Annotated in this window: 21 protein-coding genes and 1 tRNA gene; 11 read left to right on the forward strand and 11 right to left on the reverse strand. The window is 44.7% G+C overall.

The window, feature by feature from the left end; genetic code table 11:
- Window positions 1-35 precede the first annotated feature (35 nt).
- The 3 genes from V2H45_RS21210 to V2H45_RS21220 all read right to left on the reverse strand — a co-directional run bounded on the left by V2H45_RS21210 (window position 36) and on the right by V2H45_RS21220 (window position 1,758).
- Window positions 36-266, reverse strand: a complete 231-nt coding sequence (locus V2H45_RS21210) for a lysozyme inhibitor LprI family protein (protein ID WP_330485683.1) — start codon at window positions 264-266, stop codon at window positions 36-38.
- Between the two features lie 57 nt (window positions 267-323).
- The gene (locus tag V2H45_RS21215) at window positions 324-860 is read right to left on the reverse strand and encodes a pentapeptide repeat-containing protein (RefSeq protein ID WP_330485684.1); all 537 of its coding nucleotides are present in this window, start codon (window positions 858-860) and stop codon (window positions 324-326) included.
- A 325-nt stretch (window positions 861-1,185) separates the two neighbouring features.
- Entirely contained in the window at window positions 1,186-1,758 is a 573-nt protein-coding gene (locus tag V2H45_RS21220) for a pentapeptide repeat-containing protein (protein WP_330485685.1), read from the reverse strand.
- Window positions 1,759-2,120: 362 nt separating this feature from the next.
- Here V2H45_RS21220 and V2H45_RS21225 point away from each other — a divergent pair, with 362 nt between their 5' ends.
- The 4 genes from V2H45_RS21225 (at window position 2,121) to V2H45_RS25725 (ending at window position 3,353) form a co-directional block, all read left to right on the forward strand.
- Window positions 2,121-2,453, forward strand: coding sequence for a DUF433 domain-containing protein (locus V2H45_RS21225; RefSeq protein WP_330485686.1), 333 nt, complete (start codon window positions 2,121-2,123; stop codon window positions 2,451-2,453).
- Window positions 2,425-2,760 carry a DUF5615 family PIN-like protein gene (locus V2H45_RS21230; protein WP_330485687.1) on the forward strand — a complete coding sequence of 112 codons (336 nt, stop codon included), beginning with the start codon at window positions 2,425-2,427 and terminating at the stop codon, window positions 2,758-2,760. The genes V2H45_RS21225 and V2H45_RS21230 overlap by 29 nt, the downstream gene beginning before the upstream one ends.
- Window positions 2,761-2,880: 120 nt before the next feature.
- Entirely contained in the window at window positions 2,881-3,132 is a 252-nt protein-coding gene (locus V2H45_RS21235) for a type II toxin-antitoxin system Phd/YefM family antitoxin (RefSeq protein WP_330485688.1), read from the forward strand.
- Complete coding sequence (locus V2H45_RS25725) at window positions 3,129-3,353, forward strand: type II toxin-antitoxin system RelE family toxin (protein WP_408648856.1); 225 nt, start codon at window positions 3,129-3,131, stop codon at window positions 3,351-3,353. Before V2H45_RS21235 ends, V2H45_RS25725 begins: the two co-directional genes overlap by 4 nt.
- Here the strand turns inward: V2H45_RS25725 and prmC are convergent.
- Both prmC and V2H45_RS21245 read right to left on the reverse strand, forming a co-directional pair.
- Window positions 3,290-4,180: a peptide chain release factor N(5)-glutamine methyltransferase gene (prmC, locus tag V2H45_RS21240; RefSeq protein WP_330485689.1), complete on the reverse strand. Its 891-nt coding sequence runs from the start codon at window positions 4,178-4,180 to the stop codon at window positions 3,290-3,292. The two genes, V2H45_RS25725 and prmC, sit on opposite strands and share 64 nt — an antisense overlap.
- Before the next feature lie 244 nt (window positions 4,181-4,424).
- Complete coding sequence (locus V2H45_RS21245; RefSeq protein WP_330485690.1) at window positions 4,425-5,630, reverse strand: esterase-like activity of phytase family protein; 1,206 nt, start codon at window positions 5,628-5,630, stop codon at window positions 4,425-4,427.
- Window positions 5,631-5,846: 216 nt separating this feature from the next.
- Here V2H45_RS21245 and V2H45_RS21250 point away from each other — a divergent pair, with 216 nt between their 5' ends.
- Window positions 5,847-7,664: an ABC transporter ATP-binding protein gene (locus V2H45_RS21250; RefSeq protein ID WP_330485691.1), complete on the forward strand. Its 1,818-nt coding sequence runs from the start codon at window positions 5,847-5,849 to the stop codon at window positions 7,662-7,664.
- Between the two features lie 112 nt (window positions 7,665-7,776).
- Here the strand turns inward: V2H45_RS21250 and V2H45_RS21255 are convergent, their stop codons facing one another.
- Complete coding sequence (locus V2H45_RS21255) at window positions 7,777-8,019, reverse strand: hypothetical protein (protein ID WP_330485692.1); 243 nt, start codon at window positions 8,017-8,019, stop codon at window positions 7,777-7,779.
- Window positions 8,020-8,181: 162 nt separating this feature from the next.
- Between V2H45_RS21255 and V2H45_RS21260 the strand changes: the two genes are divergently transcribed.
- Window positions 8,182-8,811 carry a DedA family protein gene (locus V2H45_RS21260; RefSeq protein ID WP_330485693.1) on the forward strand — a complete coding sequence of 210 codons (630 nt, stop codon included), beginning with the start codon at window positions 8,182-8,184 and terminating at the stop codon, window positions 8,809-8,811.
- 41 nt (window positions 8,812-8,852) lie between these two features.
- Here the strand turns inward: V2H45_RS21260 and V2H45_RS21265 are convergent, their stop codons facing one another.
- The gene (locus V2H45_RS21265; RefSeq protein ID WP_330485694.1) at window positions 8,853-9,566 is read right to left on the reverse strand and encodes a pyridoxine 5'-phosphate synthase; all 714 of its coding nucleotides are present in this window, start codon (window positions 9,564-9,566) and stop codon (window positions 8,853-8,855) included.
- A gap of 25 nt (window positions 9,567-9,591) precedes the next feature.
- On the opposite strand from V2H45_RS21265, the gene V2H45_RS21270 reads away from it, so the two are divergent.
- On the forward strand, window positions 9,592-9,801 hold the full coding sequence (locus V2H45_RS21270) for a hypothetical protein (RefSeq protein ID WP_330485695.1): 210 nt from the start codon (window positions 9,592-9,594) through the stop codon (window positions 9,799-9,801).
- A gap of 21 nt (window positions 9,802-9,822) precedes the next feature.
- On the opposite strand, the gene V2H45_RS21275 is transcribed toward V2H45_RS21270, so the two are convergent.
- Both V2H45_RS21275 and V2H45_RS21280 read right to left on the reverse strand, forming a co-directional pair.
- Window positions 9,823-10,161 (reverse strand): thioredoxin family protein, encoded by a 339-nt coding sequence (locus tag V2H45_RS21275; protein WP_330485696.1) that lies wholly within the window; start codon window positions 10,159-10,161, stop codon window positions 9,823-9,825.
- Window positions 10,162-10,197: 36 nt separating this feature from the next.
- Complete coding sequence (locus tag V2H45_RS21280; protein WP_330485697.1) at window positions 10,198-10,494, reverse strand: 2Fe-2S iron-sulfur cluster-binding protein; 297 nt, start codon at window positions 10,492-10,494, stop codon at window positions 10,198-10,200.
- A gap of 125 nt (window positions 10,495-10,619) precedes the next feature.
- On the opposite strand from V2H45_RS21280, the gene V2H45_RS21285 reads away from it, so the two are divergent.
- The 4 genes from V2H45_RS21285 to V2H45_RS21300 all read left to right on the forward strand — a co-directional run bounded on the left by V2H45_RS21285 (window position 10,620) and on the right by V2H45_RS21300 (window position 14,832).
- Window positions 10,620-11,009: a recombinase family protein gene (locus tag V2H45_RS21285; RefSeq protein ID WP_330485698.1), complete on the forward strand. Its 390-nt coding sequence runs from the start codon at window positions 10,620-10,622 to the stop codon at window positions 11,007-11,009.
- Between the two features lie 217 nt (window positions 11,010-11,226).
- Window positions 11,227-12,225 (forward strand): CBS domain-containing protein, encoded by a 999-nt coding sequence (locus V2H45_RS21290; protein WP_330485699.1) that lies wholly within the window; start codon window positions 11,227-11,229, stop codon window positions 12,223-12,225.
- A gap of 111 nt (window positions 12,226-12,336) precedes the next feature.
- On the forward strand, window positions 12,337-13,491 hold the full coding sequence (locus V2H45_RS21295) for an FIST signal transduction protein (protein ID WP_330485700.1): 1,155 nt from the start codon (window positions 12,337-12,339) through the stop codon (window positions 13,489-13,491).
- A 6-nt stretch (window positions 13,492-13,497) separates the two neighbouring features.
- Window positions 13,498-14,832: an ATP-binding response regulator gene (locus V2H45_RS21300; protein ID WP_330485701.1), complete on the forward strand. Its 1,335-nt coding sequence runs from the start codon at window positions 13,498-13,500 to the stop codon at window positions 14,830-14,832.
- 106 nt (window positions 14,833-14,938) lie between these two features.
- On the opposite strand, the gene V2H45_RS21305 is transcribed toward V2H45_RS21300, so the two are convergent.
- Window positions 14,939-15,011, reverse strand: a tRNA-Arg gene (locus V2H45_RS21305).
- Window positions 15,012-15,035: 24 nt separating this feature from the next.
- A complete protein-coding gene (locus tag V2H45_RS21310; RefSeq protein ID WP_330485702.1) occupies window positions 15,036-15,938 on the reverse strand; it encodes a cell division protein FtsX in 903 nt (300 codons plus the stop codon).
- Between the last annotated feature and the right edge of the window lie 61 nt (window positions 15,939-15,999).

The following is a 15,999-nucleotide window of genomic DNA, read 5'->3' on the forward strand; positions in this document are numbered from 1 at the left end:
TTGTGGCTTTGAACCCCCTCGAAGCATTATTTCCTCTAAGTTGAGCAATTACGATATTTGTTTTTGAGCCGTTGATAGGTTTCATTGAGATTGCGATCGGCAGCCTTAGCCGCGAGACCAGCACATATATTTAGATCCAATTGTGTCTGAGCTGATTGACAGTTCGGTTGTGGGTCTTTAGCAAAAACTGCTTCAGTCATGGAGAAACAACAGGCGATCGCACTCAAACAGGCGATCGCAGCAGTAGTCTTTGTCAGAGATCTCATAGGGTTGTTTGTCGGTTGGCATTTCTTACCAAGCTATGATACATGCCACTCGATCGTTCAATCACATATAATCGTATTGAATACTTCCACATTCTCCATACTTGCTTCGTCTAAGTCGGCTTTAGTAAATCTGGCGAAGCTTAGATTTGCATCGTCTAGGCATGCGCCGCTCAAATCAGCTCCATCAAGGTTTGCCAAGATCAAACTTGTTCCTTCAAGATTAGCTCCCCTGAGATTGGCTCCGCTCAAGTCGGCTCCATTGAGATCGGCATGACTGAGATCGCTACCTGCTAAGTTAGCGCCTCTGAGGTCAGCTCCATTCAAGTCCGTATTGGCTAAATTAGAAAACCCTAGAGAAGCTCCTTCCAGTTTTACGCCACTTAAAATACTGTGACTGAGATCGGCAAGGTCTAAACGAGAATTTCTGAGATCCGTGAAAGCTAAATTAATGCCTTCCAGCTTACAACCTGTCAAAACGACATTCTTTAGGTTGACATGGGTAAAATTTCTCGCACCGATTCGATAAAGCTTAGCTACATTTAAACCGTCTACTTTAGCTGGCGCAGGTGGAACAATGCCTTTTGAATCATTCATATATTTCAATATCCACTAGCAAGGGTTTTAAAATTTGATTTAAAAAAAAGTAATTTATATTATGAGAAGACTGTACTTGATTTCAGCAGATCTTTTGATTCTTAAATTATTTCTTCACGATTATTTATAAAAATAATATGAGTCATTTATTTAAAAACAGTTTAGAGCTACTGGATTTAGACCTACTGAATTTCAATTCCTAATAAATTAGGAATAGCAAGCATAAGTCTTACGGTTGTTTAAGTACTGGCTAAGGCTAACATAAGCCTCCTATTGCCAAGAGTCACCCAATCGGGTGAAATCTAAATGGTTTGTATGTAAAGATTTAGTAATTTATGTTTAGTGAGCCAGCGATCGCTAAAATCGTGTTGGATATTTCAGCATTGACATAGCTGATATCTCTTAGGTCTGCACCTTGGAAGTCAGCAAACCTTATGTCAGCTTCATCTAAACAAGCACCTCTGAGATCGGCTCCAGATAGATTTGCAAAAACCAAGCTTGCGCCTTTAAGATTCGCACCACTGAGATTAGCTCCTCTGAGATTGGCTCCATTAAAGGAAGCCTGTGAGAGGTCGCAACCACCCAAGTTGGCATTCCGCAAGTCAGCCCCATTCAGGTTTGTATTTCTCAAGGTAGCAAAGCATAATGAAGCTTTTCTGAGTTTTGCACTATTTAAATTGCATTGGCTGAGGTCGGCTAAATCTAGATTGGCACCTTGAAGATCGGCATTCGCAAAGTTTGCCCCTATAAGATTGCTGCTCTCTAATACAATGCTGCTGAGTTTATTGCCTGCAAAGTTTCTAGCTCCGATTTCGTAGAGTTTGATGACATGCTGTCCAATGGAGACAAATTTTGCGTGTATTGATAAAACTTCAGGGCAATTGATATCGCAGTTCATATATTTTAATCCTTTTACAGCGAGCAAGTTGTTCTCAATTAAGCTTTGATTGTCCAAATCATAGTGCCTAAGATTAAATTAGGACTTCACTCCATTGCCTCACCTGATTGGGTGATTAGAGATGAATTCTTGACTGTGAGCTCTCGACTTTTGTAGCGTACGATCGGGAATTTCAAAACGAATTGAGCTTTTGGTATATTTTGGGCGATTAGAGCAATCGACATAGCCCTCAAAAGCCGGAAACTTAGGAACTAGGGATTTTGGGCAACTAAACCTGAGGAGACTATATAATTAGATTTAGCTGATGAGGCAATCGCAAACCTATCAATCTACATCAAAGTAATTTGGCTAGGAAGGAAATAATGAAAGTTACACTCGATCGTTATATTGAGCTTACACCTGAGACGCGTGGTGGTAAACCACGCATTGCTGGTAGGCGTATTACGGTCGCAGATGTAGCGATCGCTTATTTACGCTTGGGACAGTCACTCGAAGAAGTTGCCGCAGAATACGATCTCACTTTAGCGGAAGTGTATGCTGCGATGTCATTTTATTATGACAACAAAGAGGCTATTGATGAGAGCATCCAAGCTTCTGAAGCTTTTGCAGATTCTCTGCGTCCTATTTGTCCTTCTGTTTTGCAAGAAAAAATCAAGGTGTTAAGGAATGTCAGAACGGATTCGTTACCATCTTGATGAAAATGTCAACCGTGCGATCGCTCAGGGTTTGAGGAGTGCTGGAATCGACGTTACCACTCCACGAGAGGTAGGCTTACTTGGCAAAAGTGATATGGAGCATTTGGTATTTGCGAACTCTCAAAAAAGGATTCTTATCACTCATGATGACGATTTGTTGGTACTAGCGCATCGTGGCTATGAGCACTATGGTATTGCTTACTGTCGTAAAGATGCTCGTTCTACTGGTAATATTATCCGAACGCTGATTTTGCTTTATGAAGTGGTTTTAGCTGATGAAATGAAAGGCAAAATAGAGTACTTGTAACTTTCTCAGATATTCTCACATAGCGCGATCGCCGATCCAAACAAAAATGCTAATTTAGGAGGTAGCTTGATTTTTGCTACAAAAGTAACTAGACATTAGGATTAGCCTAATAATAAAAATATGTATCAAGTCACAGTAGATTATGCCAAAGTAAACCTTGATGAACTTTGCGAGCGAGCAGGCAAAGAACCTGAGGGTGTAGCAATTGTTCGTGAAAACCGAAGTTACGTTCTGATTACCTATGAAGAGTGGGAATCTCTGATTGAGACTGCGGAACTCATGAAGGTTCCCAATTTGCTCAAACAAGTTGAAGTTGCCCGTCAAGAATACCAAAAAGGAGAAGTTCTGAATATGGATCAGGTGTTTGGATGACGGTCTACAGAATTCTGTTTTCTAAGCAAGCGCTAAAGGATATAGAAGAACTTACATCTCAGCAAAAAAAGAAACTTCAAGATATCTTGAGCAATACACTTGCGATTAATCCGTATCTAGGAAAAGCTTTAAAAGGAGATCTTAGCGGACTGCGTTCCTATCGTCTTAATCTTATAGAATCATTGATCTGTGCCGAGACAAATCGCTCGATACCCGCATAGTCCAGATGGGTTTGAATCTGGGTGTAATGACCGTTAGCGATCAGCAGCGATCGCACGGCTTTGGCTTGTCCAGCCATTAACTCTACCAACCAATAGCCCCCAGAGGCGAGATAATTAGGAGCCGATGCAACGAGGTGTCTAATCGCTTCCAATCCATCGCTACCCCCATCTAGGGCAAGTCGGGGTTCGCGATCTCTAACTTCGGGCTGAAGGCGATCGACTTCTAAAGAAGGAATATAGGGTGGATTAGAAACCATGCCGATGATATTTCTGGAATCCTCATTCCCATAAAAAGGTTCAAACCACTTACCAAGATGGAACGTAATTCGATCGCTGAGGTGGCAGTGAATAGCATTGGTTTTAGCAATTGCAAGGGCTTCAGGACTGCAATCGACAGCATGGATCTTGGCTTTGGGAAAGGTTTGGGCTAAACTGAGGGCGATCGCGCCACTTCCAGTGCCTAGGTCAACCCAAGTGCCTTCGCTGTATTTAGGTATATCTCGATAGGCTGCCACGATATCGGCGATCGCTTCCGTTTCTGGGCGAGGAATCAGCACGGCAGGAGTCACGATGAGTTCCAGATCGCGCCAAGTAACTTTCCCGACTAGATATTGGCAAGGGATGCGTTGATAAATGCGTTGTTGCCAAAGTTGCGCCAACAGTTCTATGCGATCTGCTTTTGCCTCTAGGTTAATCTCGCGCAGGCGCAGGGCTAATTTATCGATTTCCAAAATCTGAATGGTTAGCCAGTCAAGTTCGCTAGTTGGAACATCGTGCTGTTTGGCTTCTTGTTGCGATCGCGCGTACCATTCCCAAAAATCTGACATAGGTTCTATAAATCCAGTTCCCTCTCCTTGTAAAGGCTGCTGTGTATACATAAGTCGGACTTACCCCCTTTAATTCCCCCTTGGCAAGGGGGAAGACAAGATTTCTTTTTCCCTCCCCTACCCTGCGGGAAGTCGCTTCGCGGCTAGTGCAAGGGGAGGGCTAGGGTGGGGTAATTCCTAGTATTTAACGAATAAACCTAGATGTGTGTACCTTACCCTTTACAAGGGTAAGGCTAGAGTGGGGTTATAAATCGAGTTTTAAGCGGAAGAGGAGAAATTGGTTGATTTGGGCATTTCTAAAGTTATCGTCGCTGACAATAATCAGGCTTTGCGTTCCATCGGCTAAACGCGGACCAAGCGCCATTCCTTCTAAATTATCGAGGCGAATGCCTAATTGCCCTAGATCTAGTACCAGTTTCTTGCGAATCGGGCGCAAACTGCCTAAGTTGCCCTGTAGGCTAGGTAATTTCGATGTATCAGAAGCACTACCCGTGGCAAACTGCCAAATCTTTGCACCAAACCCCGTCGCACCCAAGGAACGCTCTAAACTGAGAAAGTGTCCACCGCGATCGATAGGCAATAAATCAGTGATTCCGATGATTCCTGCTGTAGGAGAAACTTCTACAGGATAGAGATGTTCGGCAATTACCATAGGCGCACCCGACCCAAGCACATAGTGGAGAAACCGACTTCTTGCTCCCTGAGTGCTAGGTTGCTTGTCTTGGGTGAGTGCTGATTCAGTTGCGGTAAATAGTCGATAGGGATCGCCTGGGGCACTCCCGATTAGAGCTAGGGCTTCAAAGCCAAAGTTATCCTGCACGCCTTGCTCGGTTTCACCTTTAGGATCGAGACGATACCTTGCAGGGATAGGGACGCTCTGTTTCCAAGCCCCTGTTTTTAGATCGAACTCATCGATAAATGGTGGAATTCCCGCATGGGTGACACCTTCACTAGAGATGAATACAGATTGTTGAGATGTGAGCGCGATTCCCTCTGGATCCACACCCCCTTGAGCATAGGTCTTGCCTTGCCAATCCTTGAGGAAAGTGACGGCTGTGACTTCCACCTTTTCTAACTTGGGAGCCTGTTTATCTGCAATAAAATCAAGCTTCAAGGTATAAAATCTTGCAGGGGCTTTCTCGCTGCGATCGTCGGAGATGGCATAAAATAAATTCAGATCGCGATCGTAGGTAATTCCCGACAAGCCACCGACAGGAGTACGTTCAAATTCTTGTTTGGGTAATTCGTAGGCATTGATAAACTCCAGCGATAGGGGTACAAAAGTACGATCTTTGGCTTCAGCGATAGATAGATTTCCTAGATCCAAAAAAATACCTGCAAGGCAAATTACTAGAGCTAGGAACCAAGAAAGCCTATAGAAACTAGTTTGATGAATTAAATTGCTTAGATTGGGCGGCGGGACGCATCCTGCAAGGAATCGCTGACTCACAAATTTTCTCGCTAGTTAGGAAAGTACAGTTGAATAGAAGAAGATAGGGGATTTTTGCCCTTTTTAGGGATTTTAAGCGATCGATTGTGCTTTGTGATGTTGCATTGTGCCAAGACTTTGGTGTAGTATCTGTAGTATCAAATAATACAAGATTCGGCGAATCTTGATTTTGCTTAACTTCTACTTAACTTAACCGCACAATTGTCGTGGGGAAATATGGCTTCGTTTCAAGACATTCTTAAATATTACCGCCGCTACCGTAAAGCTTCTGTCTTTAGTATTGCAGCTTCTAGCGCTTTTGAAATTATCGATCTGGTGGTTCCCTATGCGATCGGGCAAATTCTCAATGTGCTGTCTGGTCAATCTCTAGATCGCGGTTTGCAGCAATTTGTGAATGGTACGGCAGCGATCGCGGGTCAAACACCTACTCCATCCTTTTCGCTTTTAGTGCTGATGGTGATTATTTTTATCGTCACAGTAGTTAGAGCGCCGATTCAACCTTGGATTGGGGCTTGGTATCACTGGGAGATTGCCTTGAGGGCAAGACGCGACCAGACGCAAAAGGCAATTCGCAAAATTCTGACCTTGCCGATCGAGTTTTACGATGAGAATAACCCCGGACGGATTGCGGGACGAATTGCCCGTGGATTGGCGAATCACACTTGGACATATCCTGAAATTGCGGGTCAATTTATTCCAAAGCTCTTTCGCGTTCTGGGCATATTCGCGATTATTCTAAGCATTGAATGGCGGATTGCAGTGCTATTCGCGATTTCCTTTATTTTGATCTTGACGGTCAGTTTTAGCAAGCTGAAGCGATTGACCGATAAAGAAGAGGTGTTAGATAAGCACCAAGAAAGCACGGAAAGTCGCACCTCAGAGATCGTCACAAACATCAAAACAGTCAAGGCTTTTGCCACCGAGGCATCTGAGTTTAAACGTCAGAGCGATCGCCTCAATCGGGAACTCAAGACGGTTCTATTCAGCATTCACTACGGCTATGTCAAATTAGCCATGCAGCAGCGCACGTTTATTCAGATTTGCGTGTTTGCAGTTTTGGTATTAACTTTGTGGGCAACGGTGAATGGAGAGATATCCCTAGGGCATTTTGTTACGACCCTGACGATTTCGAGCATGGCATACTCAGAACTCGAACCAATTAGCAATCTAGGTGAAGTCTTCGCCCGTCGCTATTCCTCGATGATTCGCTTTCACGAGTTTATGCAACGCCCCCTTGGTAAGGATGCTGCCAGTATTACTTTCCATCCTTCCGAGCCATCGCCTACTTATGCGTTCTCGGGCAAGCTGGAATTTCACAATCTCAGCTTTGGCTATAGCCCCGAACGTCCTGTACTTCAGAATATTCAGCTATTGATTCAACCCTATGAAACGGTAGCATTAGTAGGACGTTCTGGTTCGGGGAAATCTACACTCATCAAGCTGCTATGCCGCTATTTTGAACCGAATCAGGGCAATATTCTGATTGATGGGCAGGATATCGCTACACTTGACATCACGGGCTATCGCAAACGATTGGCGATCGTACATCAAGAAGTGGATGTGTTTAACGGCACGTTGTTGGACAATCTCACCTATGGTAATCCCATTGCCACGTTTGAACAGGTTAAGGAAGCCTGTGCGATCGCAAGAGTCGATGAGTTTATTCACATGTTGCCGCAGGGCTATCACACGGTTGTGGGCGAGCGTGGTGTAAGACTTTCAGGTGGTCAGCGTCAGCGTTTGGGTATTGCCAGAGCGCTGTTAGTGGAACCAGACATCCTGATTTTCGATGAAGCCACCTCTAGCCTAGACTATGAATCGGAACGGGCAATTCAACTTGCCATGCGCCGCATTCAGGGAACGCGCACGACTATTATCATCGCGCACCGTCTCAGCACGGTTCGGGAAGCTGATAAGATTGTCGTACTGGAACAAGGTCAAATTGTGGAAGTTGGCAATCACGAACAATTACTAAAACATCAGGGTATCTATCGCCGTCTGCATTCTCTCCAAGAGACGGGTGAGTTGGTGTAGTCCCAATCAGCATGTTGCAGGGTTCATTGCTGGCACTCTTTAGGAGTCTTCCAAACTACGATGAAATCCTTAAATCCAGCAACAATAAACGCGGCCCGTAGGGAGAATGTACCTACGGGTTATTTTGGTTCTTTTTGTCTTGGCGAAGGCTTTCAGTCGGAACTTTATTGCCATACAGCGTATCCAAATAGAACATCGTATCAACTCTTTTTTTGCAAGCGATTACTCTATCTTTTTCTTCGCCATGTTCTAGGCTAGGCAATAATAACAATGTCTTCATCATTTCAAAACAAAGTTTAGGAATTCCGATCGCCAAAGCAAGAAATAGAATCATACCGCCAATATCTTCAATCATGAATGTATAGATGAAGCGCTACTCAAAATTGGCGATCTGAATCTTTCACACATGTCTTAAGATGGGGATACTGAATATCCCAACAAATTATTGTATGCCAATCGTCGGTTATTGAGCATCTCCTTATCTCCTTTTTCTCTATAGGTCAAGCTGGAAGTTTATATGCAGGAATGGATAATTAATATAACGAACAGTCTGGGATATCTGGGTATTGGGTTACTCATGTTTTTAGAGAACCTGTTCCCACCAATTCCCTCTGAGCTAATTATGCCCCTCGCTGGGTTTACGGCATCACAGGGTAAGATGGACATTTTTTTAGCGATCGCCGCAGGCACATTGGGCACAATTTTAGGAGCTATTCCTTGGTACTACGCAGGTTTGCTCTTGGGTGAGCAACGTTTATGTCTTCTGGCAAATCGTTACGGTAAATGGTTTGGCATTTCTGGAGATGACATTTTAAAGGCAACGCGCTGGTTTAATCGCCATGGAATTAAAGCTGTCTTGTTTTGTCGCCTTGTTCCCGGCGTGCGGACTCTGATCTCAATTCCTGCGGGGATTGGCAAAATGCCACTTGTACCTTTTTTGTTTTATTCCACGATTGGTACGATCGCGTGGGTCAGTCTACTTGCCTATGCAGGTTTTGCTTTGGGTTCGAACTATAAATTGGTGGATACCTATATCGATCCGATTTCTAAAGTTGTGTTAGCGGCAATCGCGATCGCGTTGACTGTGTTTATCTTGAGGCGCACAGTGTTTAAACGCAAAGCCCAGAAAAAAGACCCCAGTTCCTAGCAGGAGACAATCGGGGCAATTCACGAATTGCCCCGATTGTGCTAAACGACGAGGGCTTTCATTTCGCTAACTGCCCGATCTAAACCAACGAGAACTGCTCGACTAATAATGCTATGGCCAATGTTTAATTCCTCCATATTTGGGATCAGGGCAATGGGGCGCGTATTTGCGTAGGTTAAACCATGTCCCGCATTCAGTCTTAAGCCTAGGGAAATTGCGATCGCGCCCCCTTTGGTCAGAAATTCTAACTCTCGCTTTACCTCTTCTTCGCTGTTGGCATTGGCATAGGTGCCTGTGTGCAACTCTACAAATTTTGCCCCAGTTTGAGCAGAGGCTTTGAGCTGATCGGGTTCGGCATCGACAAACAGGCTGACGGGAATACCTGCAGTTTGCAATTGCTGCACGATTTGCACCAAGCGATCGCCCTGTCCGATCACATCCAAGCCCCCTTCCGTCGTAATTTCTTCACGTTTTTCAGGCACAAGGGTGACATAGTCGGGCTTGATATCGAGTGCGATCGCCACCATTTCGGGTGTGGCAGCCATTTCTAAATTTAAATGCGTTCGTACGGTCTGACGCAATACACGCACATCTCGTTCTTGCATGTGGCGACGATCTTCGCGTAAATGCACTGTAATCCCATCAGCACCTGCCAACTCAGCAAGTACTGCTGCCGCAACAGGATCGGGCTCATCGCCTCGTCGCGCCTGACGAATTGTGGCGATATGGTCTATATTTACACCGAGTTTAGGCAACTTAGGTTCCTTAATTCACTTCTCTATGAGTTTAGCAACCAAGACCGCATTTTCGGGGAGGCGATCGCGAGATTTAGTCTCTCTACCTACTCTCTACATCGCATCCCTTGAGAACCTTATCCCAATTTCTCTAGAATTTTTGACAGATCGGACGGTTCCATGCAGAGCCACAAAAGAAGCCCCTAGAAGTTTGGCTCATTCTTTCCTAATTCTGGGGCTTGAAGCGATCGGATAGAAGCAATTCTATCGAAGAATTTTATGCTTTCGTTTCCTCAAGATGGCGGGTTAGGGTATTGCTATATTCTTCGTAAGTTTTGACCCCCACCATGGTTTCCACCAACTCGCTTTGTTTGAAAAACATAACGGCGGGAATGCTGCGCAGCCCAAATCGTTTGGCAACAGGTTTATTGCTATCTAGGTCGAGTTTAAACACCTTCGCGCGATCGCTGTAGGCTTCTGCCAACTGATCGATAAAAGGACTAATCACTTTACAAGGGCCGCACCAAGTTGCCGTACAGTCCACTACAAATAGAGTCTCTGAACTCAAAAGTGCATCAAATTCAGCTTCGTCTTTAATGAAGGTAGCGGCAGTCATTATATTCTCTCCATAAAATTACAGAAAATGGGTGATTTAAAATAAAAATTCTTCTTGATCGGTTTTGATCGAGCAGTCTGAAAGAGGATAGGTAACACAGGTCAACACAAAGCCAGCAGCAATTTGACTGTCATCCAAAAAAGCTTGATCGGACTGATCTACCTTGCCTGTTACCACCTTGCCCGCGCAACTCGAACAGGATCCAGCACGACAGGAAACAGGTAAGTCAATGCCTGCATCTTCTGCCGCCTCAAATACAGTTTGATTGTCGGGAACATCCAATGTAACATCAAGCCCTAAATCGTTAAACAGTCTGACTTTATAAGTTGCCATTAAATTCTCCAGTAAAAAATTAATACAAGGCATAGCTAGTTGAGCGTACAGTCGTACTTAACTAAAGCTAACGCCATCGCTTTCAGTTGAGCTATGATGCTTAGAAGGTCACAAGATTACAAGGTATGTCAGCAAGCAACCCAAACGACCTAAATGCCTGGGAAAGGCTAGAGCGAGGCAGGCAAGCAAAGGCTGCCAGTGGTGGTTATGTCGGACATGGCTCGCCAGCCTTTGGACAGCGTTCTGTCAATGGTGAATTAGTGGACGATCCAGCAGAAACTGAGGTCATCGATCTGATTCGCCGACATCACAAGTCTGGCAAATCTTTACAAAAAATTGCAGATTGGCTCAACCAGAAAGGATATACCACAAAGCGGGGGCAGTCTTGGCATCGGATTTCGGTTAAGCGAGTTCTCGATCGGCTCTATGGTAGAACCGCGAGAATTTCAGGGGTGACCCAAACTGAGGGCAGTTCAGAAAACCATGAAACTTCGGAAAACAGCGAAATTACTTAGCCAATCGCTAAAGACCATACTAAGCCTTAGCCTTTATAGACACAAAGTTTTGATTGTTTTTTTGTAACATTTGCTTATTGTACACTGATGTCAGGTAAAACTGAAAGAGCCAATATTGCTCTTTCTAGAATGTTACATAACTGAACTAAATTTTCTGAACTCTATTTGCAACCTATGGTGTTTATTTGCATGGAAATTGCGAGCGCTCTGTAAACCTATGCAATTTGATAATCCCTTGGATTGGTCGCCTGATTTAGATGAAGCGATCGAACGGCATCCTTTGATTGTGTCTCCTGAAACCAAATTGGTTGACGCGATCGCATTGATTAGTCAGGCGCATCACCGCACTTGTTTGATTACAGAGGTAAATCGTTGGACAGAACTTCCTGCATCAGAAAAGGGGGTAAAAACCAGTTGCGTTCTAGTCATGCAGGGACAAAAGCTTTTGGGCATCTTTACAGAGAGAGACATTGTACGCTTAACAGCTCAAGCGATCGACATGACGAATATGACGGTTGTAGAGGTAATGATACACCCGATTGTTACCCTTCCCCATAGCTCGATACAAGACATTTTTGCTGCACTCTTTCTGTTTCGCCGCTATCAGATTCGCCATTTACCAATTGTGGACGATCTCGGACACTTAGTCGGTGTAATTTCCCATGAAAGCATCCGTCATGTCATGCGTCCGGCAAATCTACTGAGATTTCGACGGGTCTCCGATGTGATGACTTCTCAAGTAATTCAGGCTCCCTTGACTACACCGATTGTACACCTAGCGCAATTAATGGCAGGGCATCGTGTCAGTTGCGTTGTCATTACTCAAACCGATGGCGAAGAGCATAGAAAACCCGTTGGCATTATCACCGAACGGGATATTGTCCAGTTTCAGGCAATGCAAATCGATCTGGTTAGAACTCAAGCCCAGACCGTAATGAGTACGCCCCTATTTCTGCTTAACCCAGAGGACTCCCTGTGGACAGCACATCAAGAAATGCAAAAACGACGCGTTGGCCGTTTAGTCGTTTCTTGGAATTGGGGCTTAGGCTTGGGTATCGTCACCCAAACTAGTTTGTTACGTGTCTTCGATCCGATGGAAATGTATGGGGTAATCGAAAATCTCCAACAAACAATTCAACAACTACAAGCTGAGAAAGCTGAGCGGATGTCTGATGCTGCTCAGCCGGCGAAATCAAGCGATCGCCTGCTCGAATGACCTATATATTGCGATTTCACCCACTTGGAGGAGGTCAGTAGAGGAACCTACTGTCTAGACTCTGTAACACAATCCATATAAACTTTTTTAAAACAGTTCCTTAAAAACGCAATGCTAAAATCCGCAATTGGTCATAGCAGCGATCCTGACTCTGAAATGGCGATCGCTGAAGTATTAGAGCAATGTCATGCCTCGTTAAACAATGCACCACAGCCTAAAGCTGGCATTTTGTTCGCTGCCTATGACTTTGACCATGCCCTGATTTTACAAAAAATCAAAGCTCATTTCCCTAATATTGCCCTGATTGGTAGCACATCCTACGGCGAAATCTCCTCAGTTCTTGGATTTGAGCAAGATTCAATCGTATTGTTGCTGCTTTGTAGCGATACGATTGACATGCAGGCGGGGGTGGGGCGTAATGTTTCTAAAGATCTATCTTTAGCCTCTCAACAAGCGATCCAACAAGCTGTGGGAACTTTAGTACAAGTGCCCCAGCTATGTATCACTACACCTGAAAGCCTTACCGTCAGCTGTGCCACGATCTTAGAAAGCTTGCAACAGGCATTAGGCAAATCGTTCCCCATTGTCGGTGGTTTTGCAGCCGAACCTTGGACTTTTGAGAAAACTTATCAGTTCTTTGATACCGAGGTGTTGACGGATGCCGTTCCTGTTTTATTACTGTTTGGCGATGTTCGCTATTCTACTGGGGTTGCCTGTGGCTGGGAGCCCATTGGCAAACCAGCTCAGATCACAAAAGTAGAAGGGAAGACCGTTTATGAAATTGATGGCGAACCAGCCCTCAACTTCTTGGAGCACTCTTTAGGTGGACGTACTCCCTCGGCAGAATATCCCTTAGCCGTATTTGAACCAAGAAATGAATTGTTTTACTTGCGAGGGTGCGTGGGATACGATAAGGAATTTGGAACTGTGAGTGCCTTGGCGGATGTTCCCTTAAATGCAACTGTACAGGTTTCTCAAGCCAGTCGTCAAAATATTCTTGATGCTACGCAAACATCTATTCAAAAAGCGATTGACAGTTATCCTGGAGAGAAACCAGCGATCGCTTTATTTTTTACTTGTTGCTGTCGCCAGCAGATTTTAGGAACCTATACTGGGAAAGAATTCTTCTTTGGACAGAATGCATTGGGAAATGACATTCCAATTGTTGGCTTTTATACCTATGGCGAAATCGCACCTCTAGTCAGGGATTGCGATTCAAAGCTCCATCAAATGACTTTTGTTACAGTTCTAATCGGAGCTGAATAATTAGTTATGGACGAACAATACGCACAAAAAATTCACGAACTGGAGAAAGAAAATCGAATTTTGACGAAGAAACTGCATCGGGCTCAAGCAAATTTAGCCATGCTCGAAGAGACGAACGATCGCAAAGAGGCATTGCTCAATCAAGTGATTAGCGAACTTAGGAAGCACGAAGAACAAGTCCGCCAGCAAAACCAACAACTAGCGATCACCAATATCGAACTGGCTCGCGCATCAAGACTCAAAGATGAATTCCTAGCCACCGTTAGTCACGAATTGAGAACCCCCCTTAACGGTATATTAGGCATGTCCGAGATTCTCCTGCTTGGAATCTTTGGGACACTGAATGCTAAGCAATATGAATCGATCTCAACGGTCGAAACCTGCGGACGACATCTACTCAGCCTCATTGAAGATATCCTCGATCTGACCCGCATCGAGTCAGGACAACTGGACATTGCCATGTATCCAACCTCGATCAAGCAATTGTGCCAAACTAGTCTGGATGCGATCGCCCCAATAGCAGCAAAGAAAAGCATCCATCTTAACAGAGCGATTCCACCCAATTTAGACCCTATTCAGGTCGATGAGAAACGGATAAAACAAGTTCTCGACAATCTCTTGAGCAATGCCATAAAATTTACCCCTGAGGGTGGTCAAATACTTTTAATGGTGGAACCAGACCTCTTAAATCAAAAGCTTTATATTCATATCAAGGATACGGGTATTGGCATTCCCGAATCGGAAATCGAACATATTTTTGAGCGTTTTTTTCAAGTCGATGGCAAACTCAATCGCAAACATGGAGGATTGGGGCTTGGACTCGCGATCGTAAAACGAATTGTAAGTCTGCATCAGGGTTCAATCTCTGTTTGCAGCAAGGTTGGCGAAGGAAGTTGCTTCACCATTAGTCTTCCATATACGCCCCCTACATTTGTTGAGTCAAACTTAGCGACAGGCACAGGGTCTAAGCCCTACATCTTAATTGCGGAAGATGACCTCATGAATGCCAAGGTGGTGATGACCTATTTGGAGGATTGTGGTTATCGTTATGAGTGGGTGCAAAACGGAGAAGATGCTGTGCGCTATGCGGAGCGTGAAAAACCCACACTAATTTTGATGGATATCCAAATGCCGGTATTGCATGGAGTCGATGCTATTCGCTTAATTCGGAACAATCCGAACCTCCAAACAATACCCATTATTGCCGTGACTGCATTGGCTATGCCCGGAGATGAAGAGGGATGTTTACAGGCAGGTGCAACCGACTATATCTCCAAACCCTATAAGCTAAAGCATCTATTGTCGAAAATAGAGACCTATATTAACGTGAATTCGGGTTAAGGATTTTGGAACGAGGCAAACTAGCCCTCAGGAACCAAAAGGTTTGATTCCCCTGCCCTAGACCTATAACCTACGGCAAGAACTTAAGCGAACCTTCGTTAAAAAACGAGCATGGAGGGGATCGAACCCCCGACACCCAGGACCGGAACCTGGTGCTCTATCCACTGAGCTACATGCCCTAACGTCGCGATCATAGCAGATTTTTAGCTAAAAGAAAAACGCCGCACGGCAAGTAAGCTACCAAGAACGCCGATCGTAGAGCCAAACGCAATCAAGATTACAGGTAATAAAAACTGTACCCTCAGATCGGTCAGCATTCCGACAGTCAAAGACTTGATCAACTCAGGCTGACTGAGAATCACATCTGAGAGTAAATTTAAAATTACCGCCAGCATCATATAGGCGATCGCTGCGCCAACAATGCCAAACACAACACCCTGCAAGACAAACGGAAAATAAATCCATGTTGCCGTTGCCCCCACCAGTTGCATTACCTCAATTTCTCGCTTTCTCGCCAAGACAATCAGACGAATCGTGGTTGTGATTACCGCGATCGCAATCACCGTAAAAATTGTCACCAAAACAATACTGCTGTTGCCCATGGCGCGGCGCAGTTGTCCCAACCGTTCGACGACTTCGTTGGTGTACCAAACCTCATTCACCCCACTGATGCCCGATATGCGTTTTGCCACATCAGGCACGCGATCGGCTTTCACCGAACGCACCTTAAGCTCATCGACAAGGGGGTTGCCGCCTAATTGCTGCGTGGCATCACGGGAATCTCCTTTCCCCATATCTTTGAGGAGGGTTTTCCATGCCTCATCTTTTGAGATGATATCTACGGCAGATACACCATCAATTAAGAGCAATCGCGGTTTTATGGTTTCAGCCGAGACATTTTCATTCAAGTAAACGGAGATTTCGAGTTGATTGCCCATTTGTCCCAAGACATTTTCGAGCTGCCATGTAACTTGCAAACTCGCACCAAATAGGAACAGCAAAACTGCCACCGTACTAATCGCAGCCCAGTTCATCCAGCCGCCGCGCCTTAGTCCGAGAAATGTTTCTCGTAGGAGGTAATCAATTTTGGCAAAAAATCTGAACATGGTGTTTTTAGTTGTCAGTTGTCAGTTGTCAGTTGTCAGTTGTCAGTTGTCAGTTGTCAGT

This window comes from Tumidithrix elongata BACA0141 (assembly GCF_036349135.1).
Classification (GTDB): Bacteria; Cyanobacteriota; Cyanobacteriia; order Pseudanabaenales; family Pseudanabaenaceae; genus Tumidithrix; species Tumidithrix elongata.

Excerpts from the sequence above, each read along its gene's own strand:
- prmC (WP_330485689.1), bottom strand. The coding sequence starts at position 4,180 with ATGTCAGATTTTTGGGAATGGTACGCGCGATCGCAACAAGAAGCCAAA.
- V2H45_RS21250 (WP_330485691.1), top strand. The coding sequence starts at position 5,847 with ATGGCTTCGTTTCAAGACATTCTTAAATATTACCGCCGCTACCGTAAA.
- V2H45_RS21255 (WP_330485692.1), bottom strand. The coding sequence starts at position 8,019 with ATGATTGAAGATATTGGCGGTATGATTCTATTTCTTGCTTTGGCGATC.
- V2H45_RS21210 (WP_330485683.1), bottom strand. The coding sequence starts at position 266 with ATGAGATCTCTGACAAAGACTACTGCTGCGATCGCCTGTTTGAGTGCG.
- V2H45_RS21290 (WP_330485699.1), top strand. The coding sequence starts at position 11,227 with ATGCAATTTGATAATCCCTTGGATTGGTCGCCTGATTTAGATGAAGCG.
- V2H45_RS21295 (WP_330485700.1), top strand. The coding sequence starts at position 12,337 with ATGCTAAAATCCGCAATTGGTCATAGCAGCGATCCTGACTCTGAAATG.
- V2H45_RS21225 (WP_330485686.1), top strand. The coding sequence starts at position 2,121 with ATGAAAGTTACACTCGATCGTTATATTGAGCTTACACCTGAGACGCGT.
- V2H45_RS21215 (WP_330485684.1), bottom strand. The coding sequence starts at position 860 with ATGAATGATTCAAAAGGCATTGTTCCACCTGCGCCAGCTAAAGTAGAC.
- V2H45_RS21300 (WP_330485701.1), top strand. The coding sequence starts at position 13,498 with ATGGACGAACAATACGCACAAAAAATTCACGAACTGGAGAAAGAAAAT.
- V2H45_RS21270 (WP_330485695.1), top strand. The coding sequence starts at position 9,592 with ATGAGTTTAGCAACCAAGACCGCATTTTCGGGGAGGCGATCGCGAGAT.
- V2H45_RS21220 (WP_330485685.1), bottom strand. The coding sequence starts at position 1,758 with ATGAACTGCGATATCAATTGCCCTGAAGTTTTATCAATACACGCAAAA.
- V2H45_RS21310 (WP_330485702.1), bottom strand. The coding sequence starts at position 15,938 with ATGTTCAGATTTTTTGCCAAAATTGATTACCTCCTACGAGAAACATTT.
- V2H45_RS21230 (WP_330485687.1), top strand. The coding sequence starts at position 2,425 with ATGTCAGAACGGATTCGTTACCATCTTGATGAAAATGTCAACCGTGCG.
- V2H45_RS21260 (WP_330485693.1), top strand. The coding sequence starts at position 8,182 with ATGCAGGAATGGATAATTAATATAACGAACAGTCTGGGATATCTGGGT.
- V2H45_RS25725 (WP_408648856.1), top strand. The coding sequence starts at position 3,129 with ATGACGGTCTACAGAATTCTGTTTTCTAAGCAAGCGCTAAAGGATATA.
- V2H45_RS21285 (WP_330485698.1), top strand. The coding sequence starts at position 10,620 with ATGTCAGCAAGCAACCCAAACGACCTAAATGCCTGGGAAAGGCTAGAG.
- V2H45_RS21275 (WP_330485696.1), bottom strand. The coding sequence starts at position 10,161 with ATGACTGCCGCTACCTTCATTAAAGACGAAGCTGAATTTGATGCACTT.
- V2H45_RS21235 (WP_330485688.1), top strand. The coding sequence starts at position 2,881 with ATGTATCAAGTCACAGTAGATTATGCCAAAGTAAACCTTGATGAACTT.
- V2H45_RS21280 (WP_330485697.1), bottom strand. The coding sequence starts at position 10,494 with ATGGCAACTTATAAAGTCAGACTGTTTAACGATTTAGGGCTTGATGTT.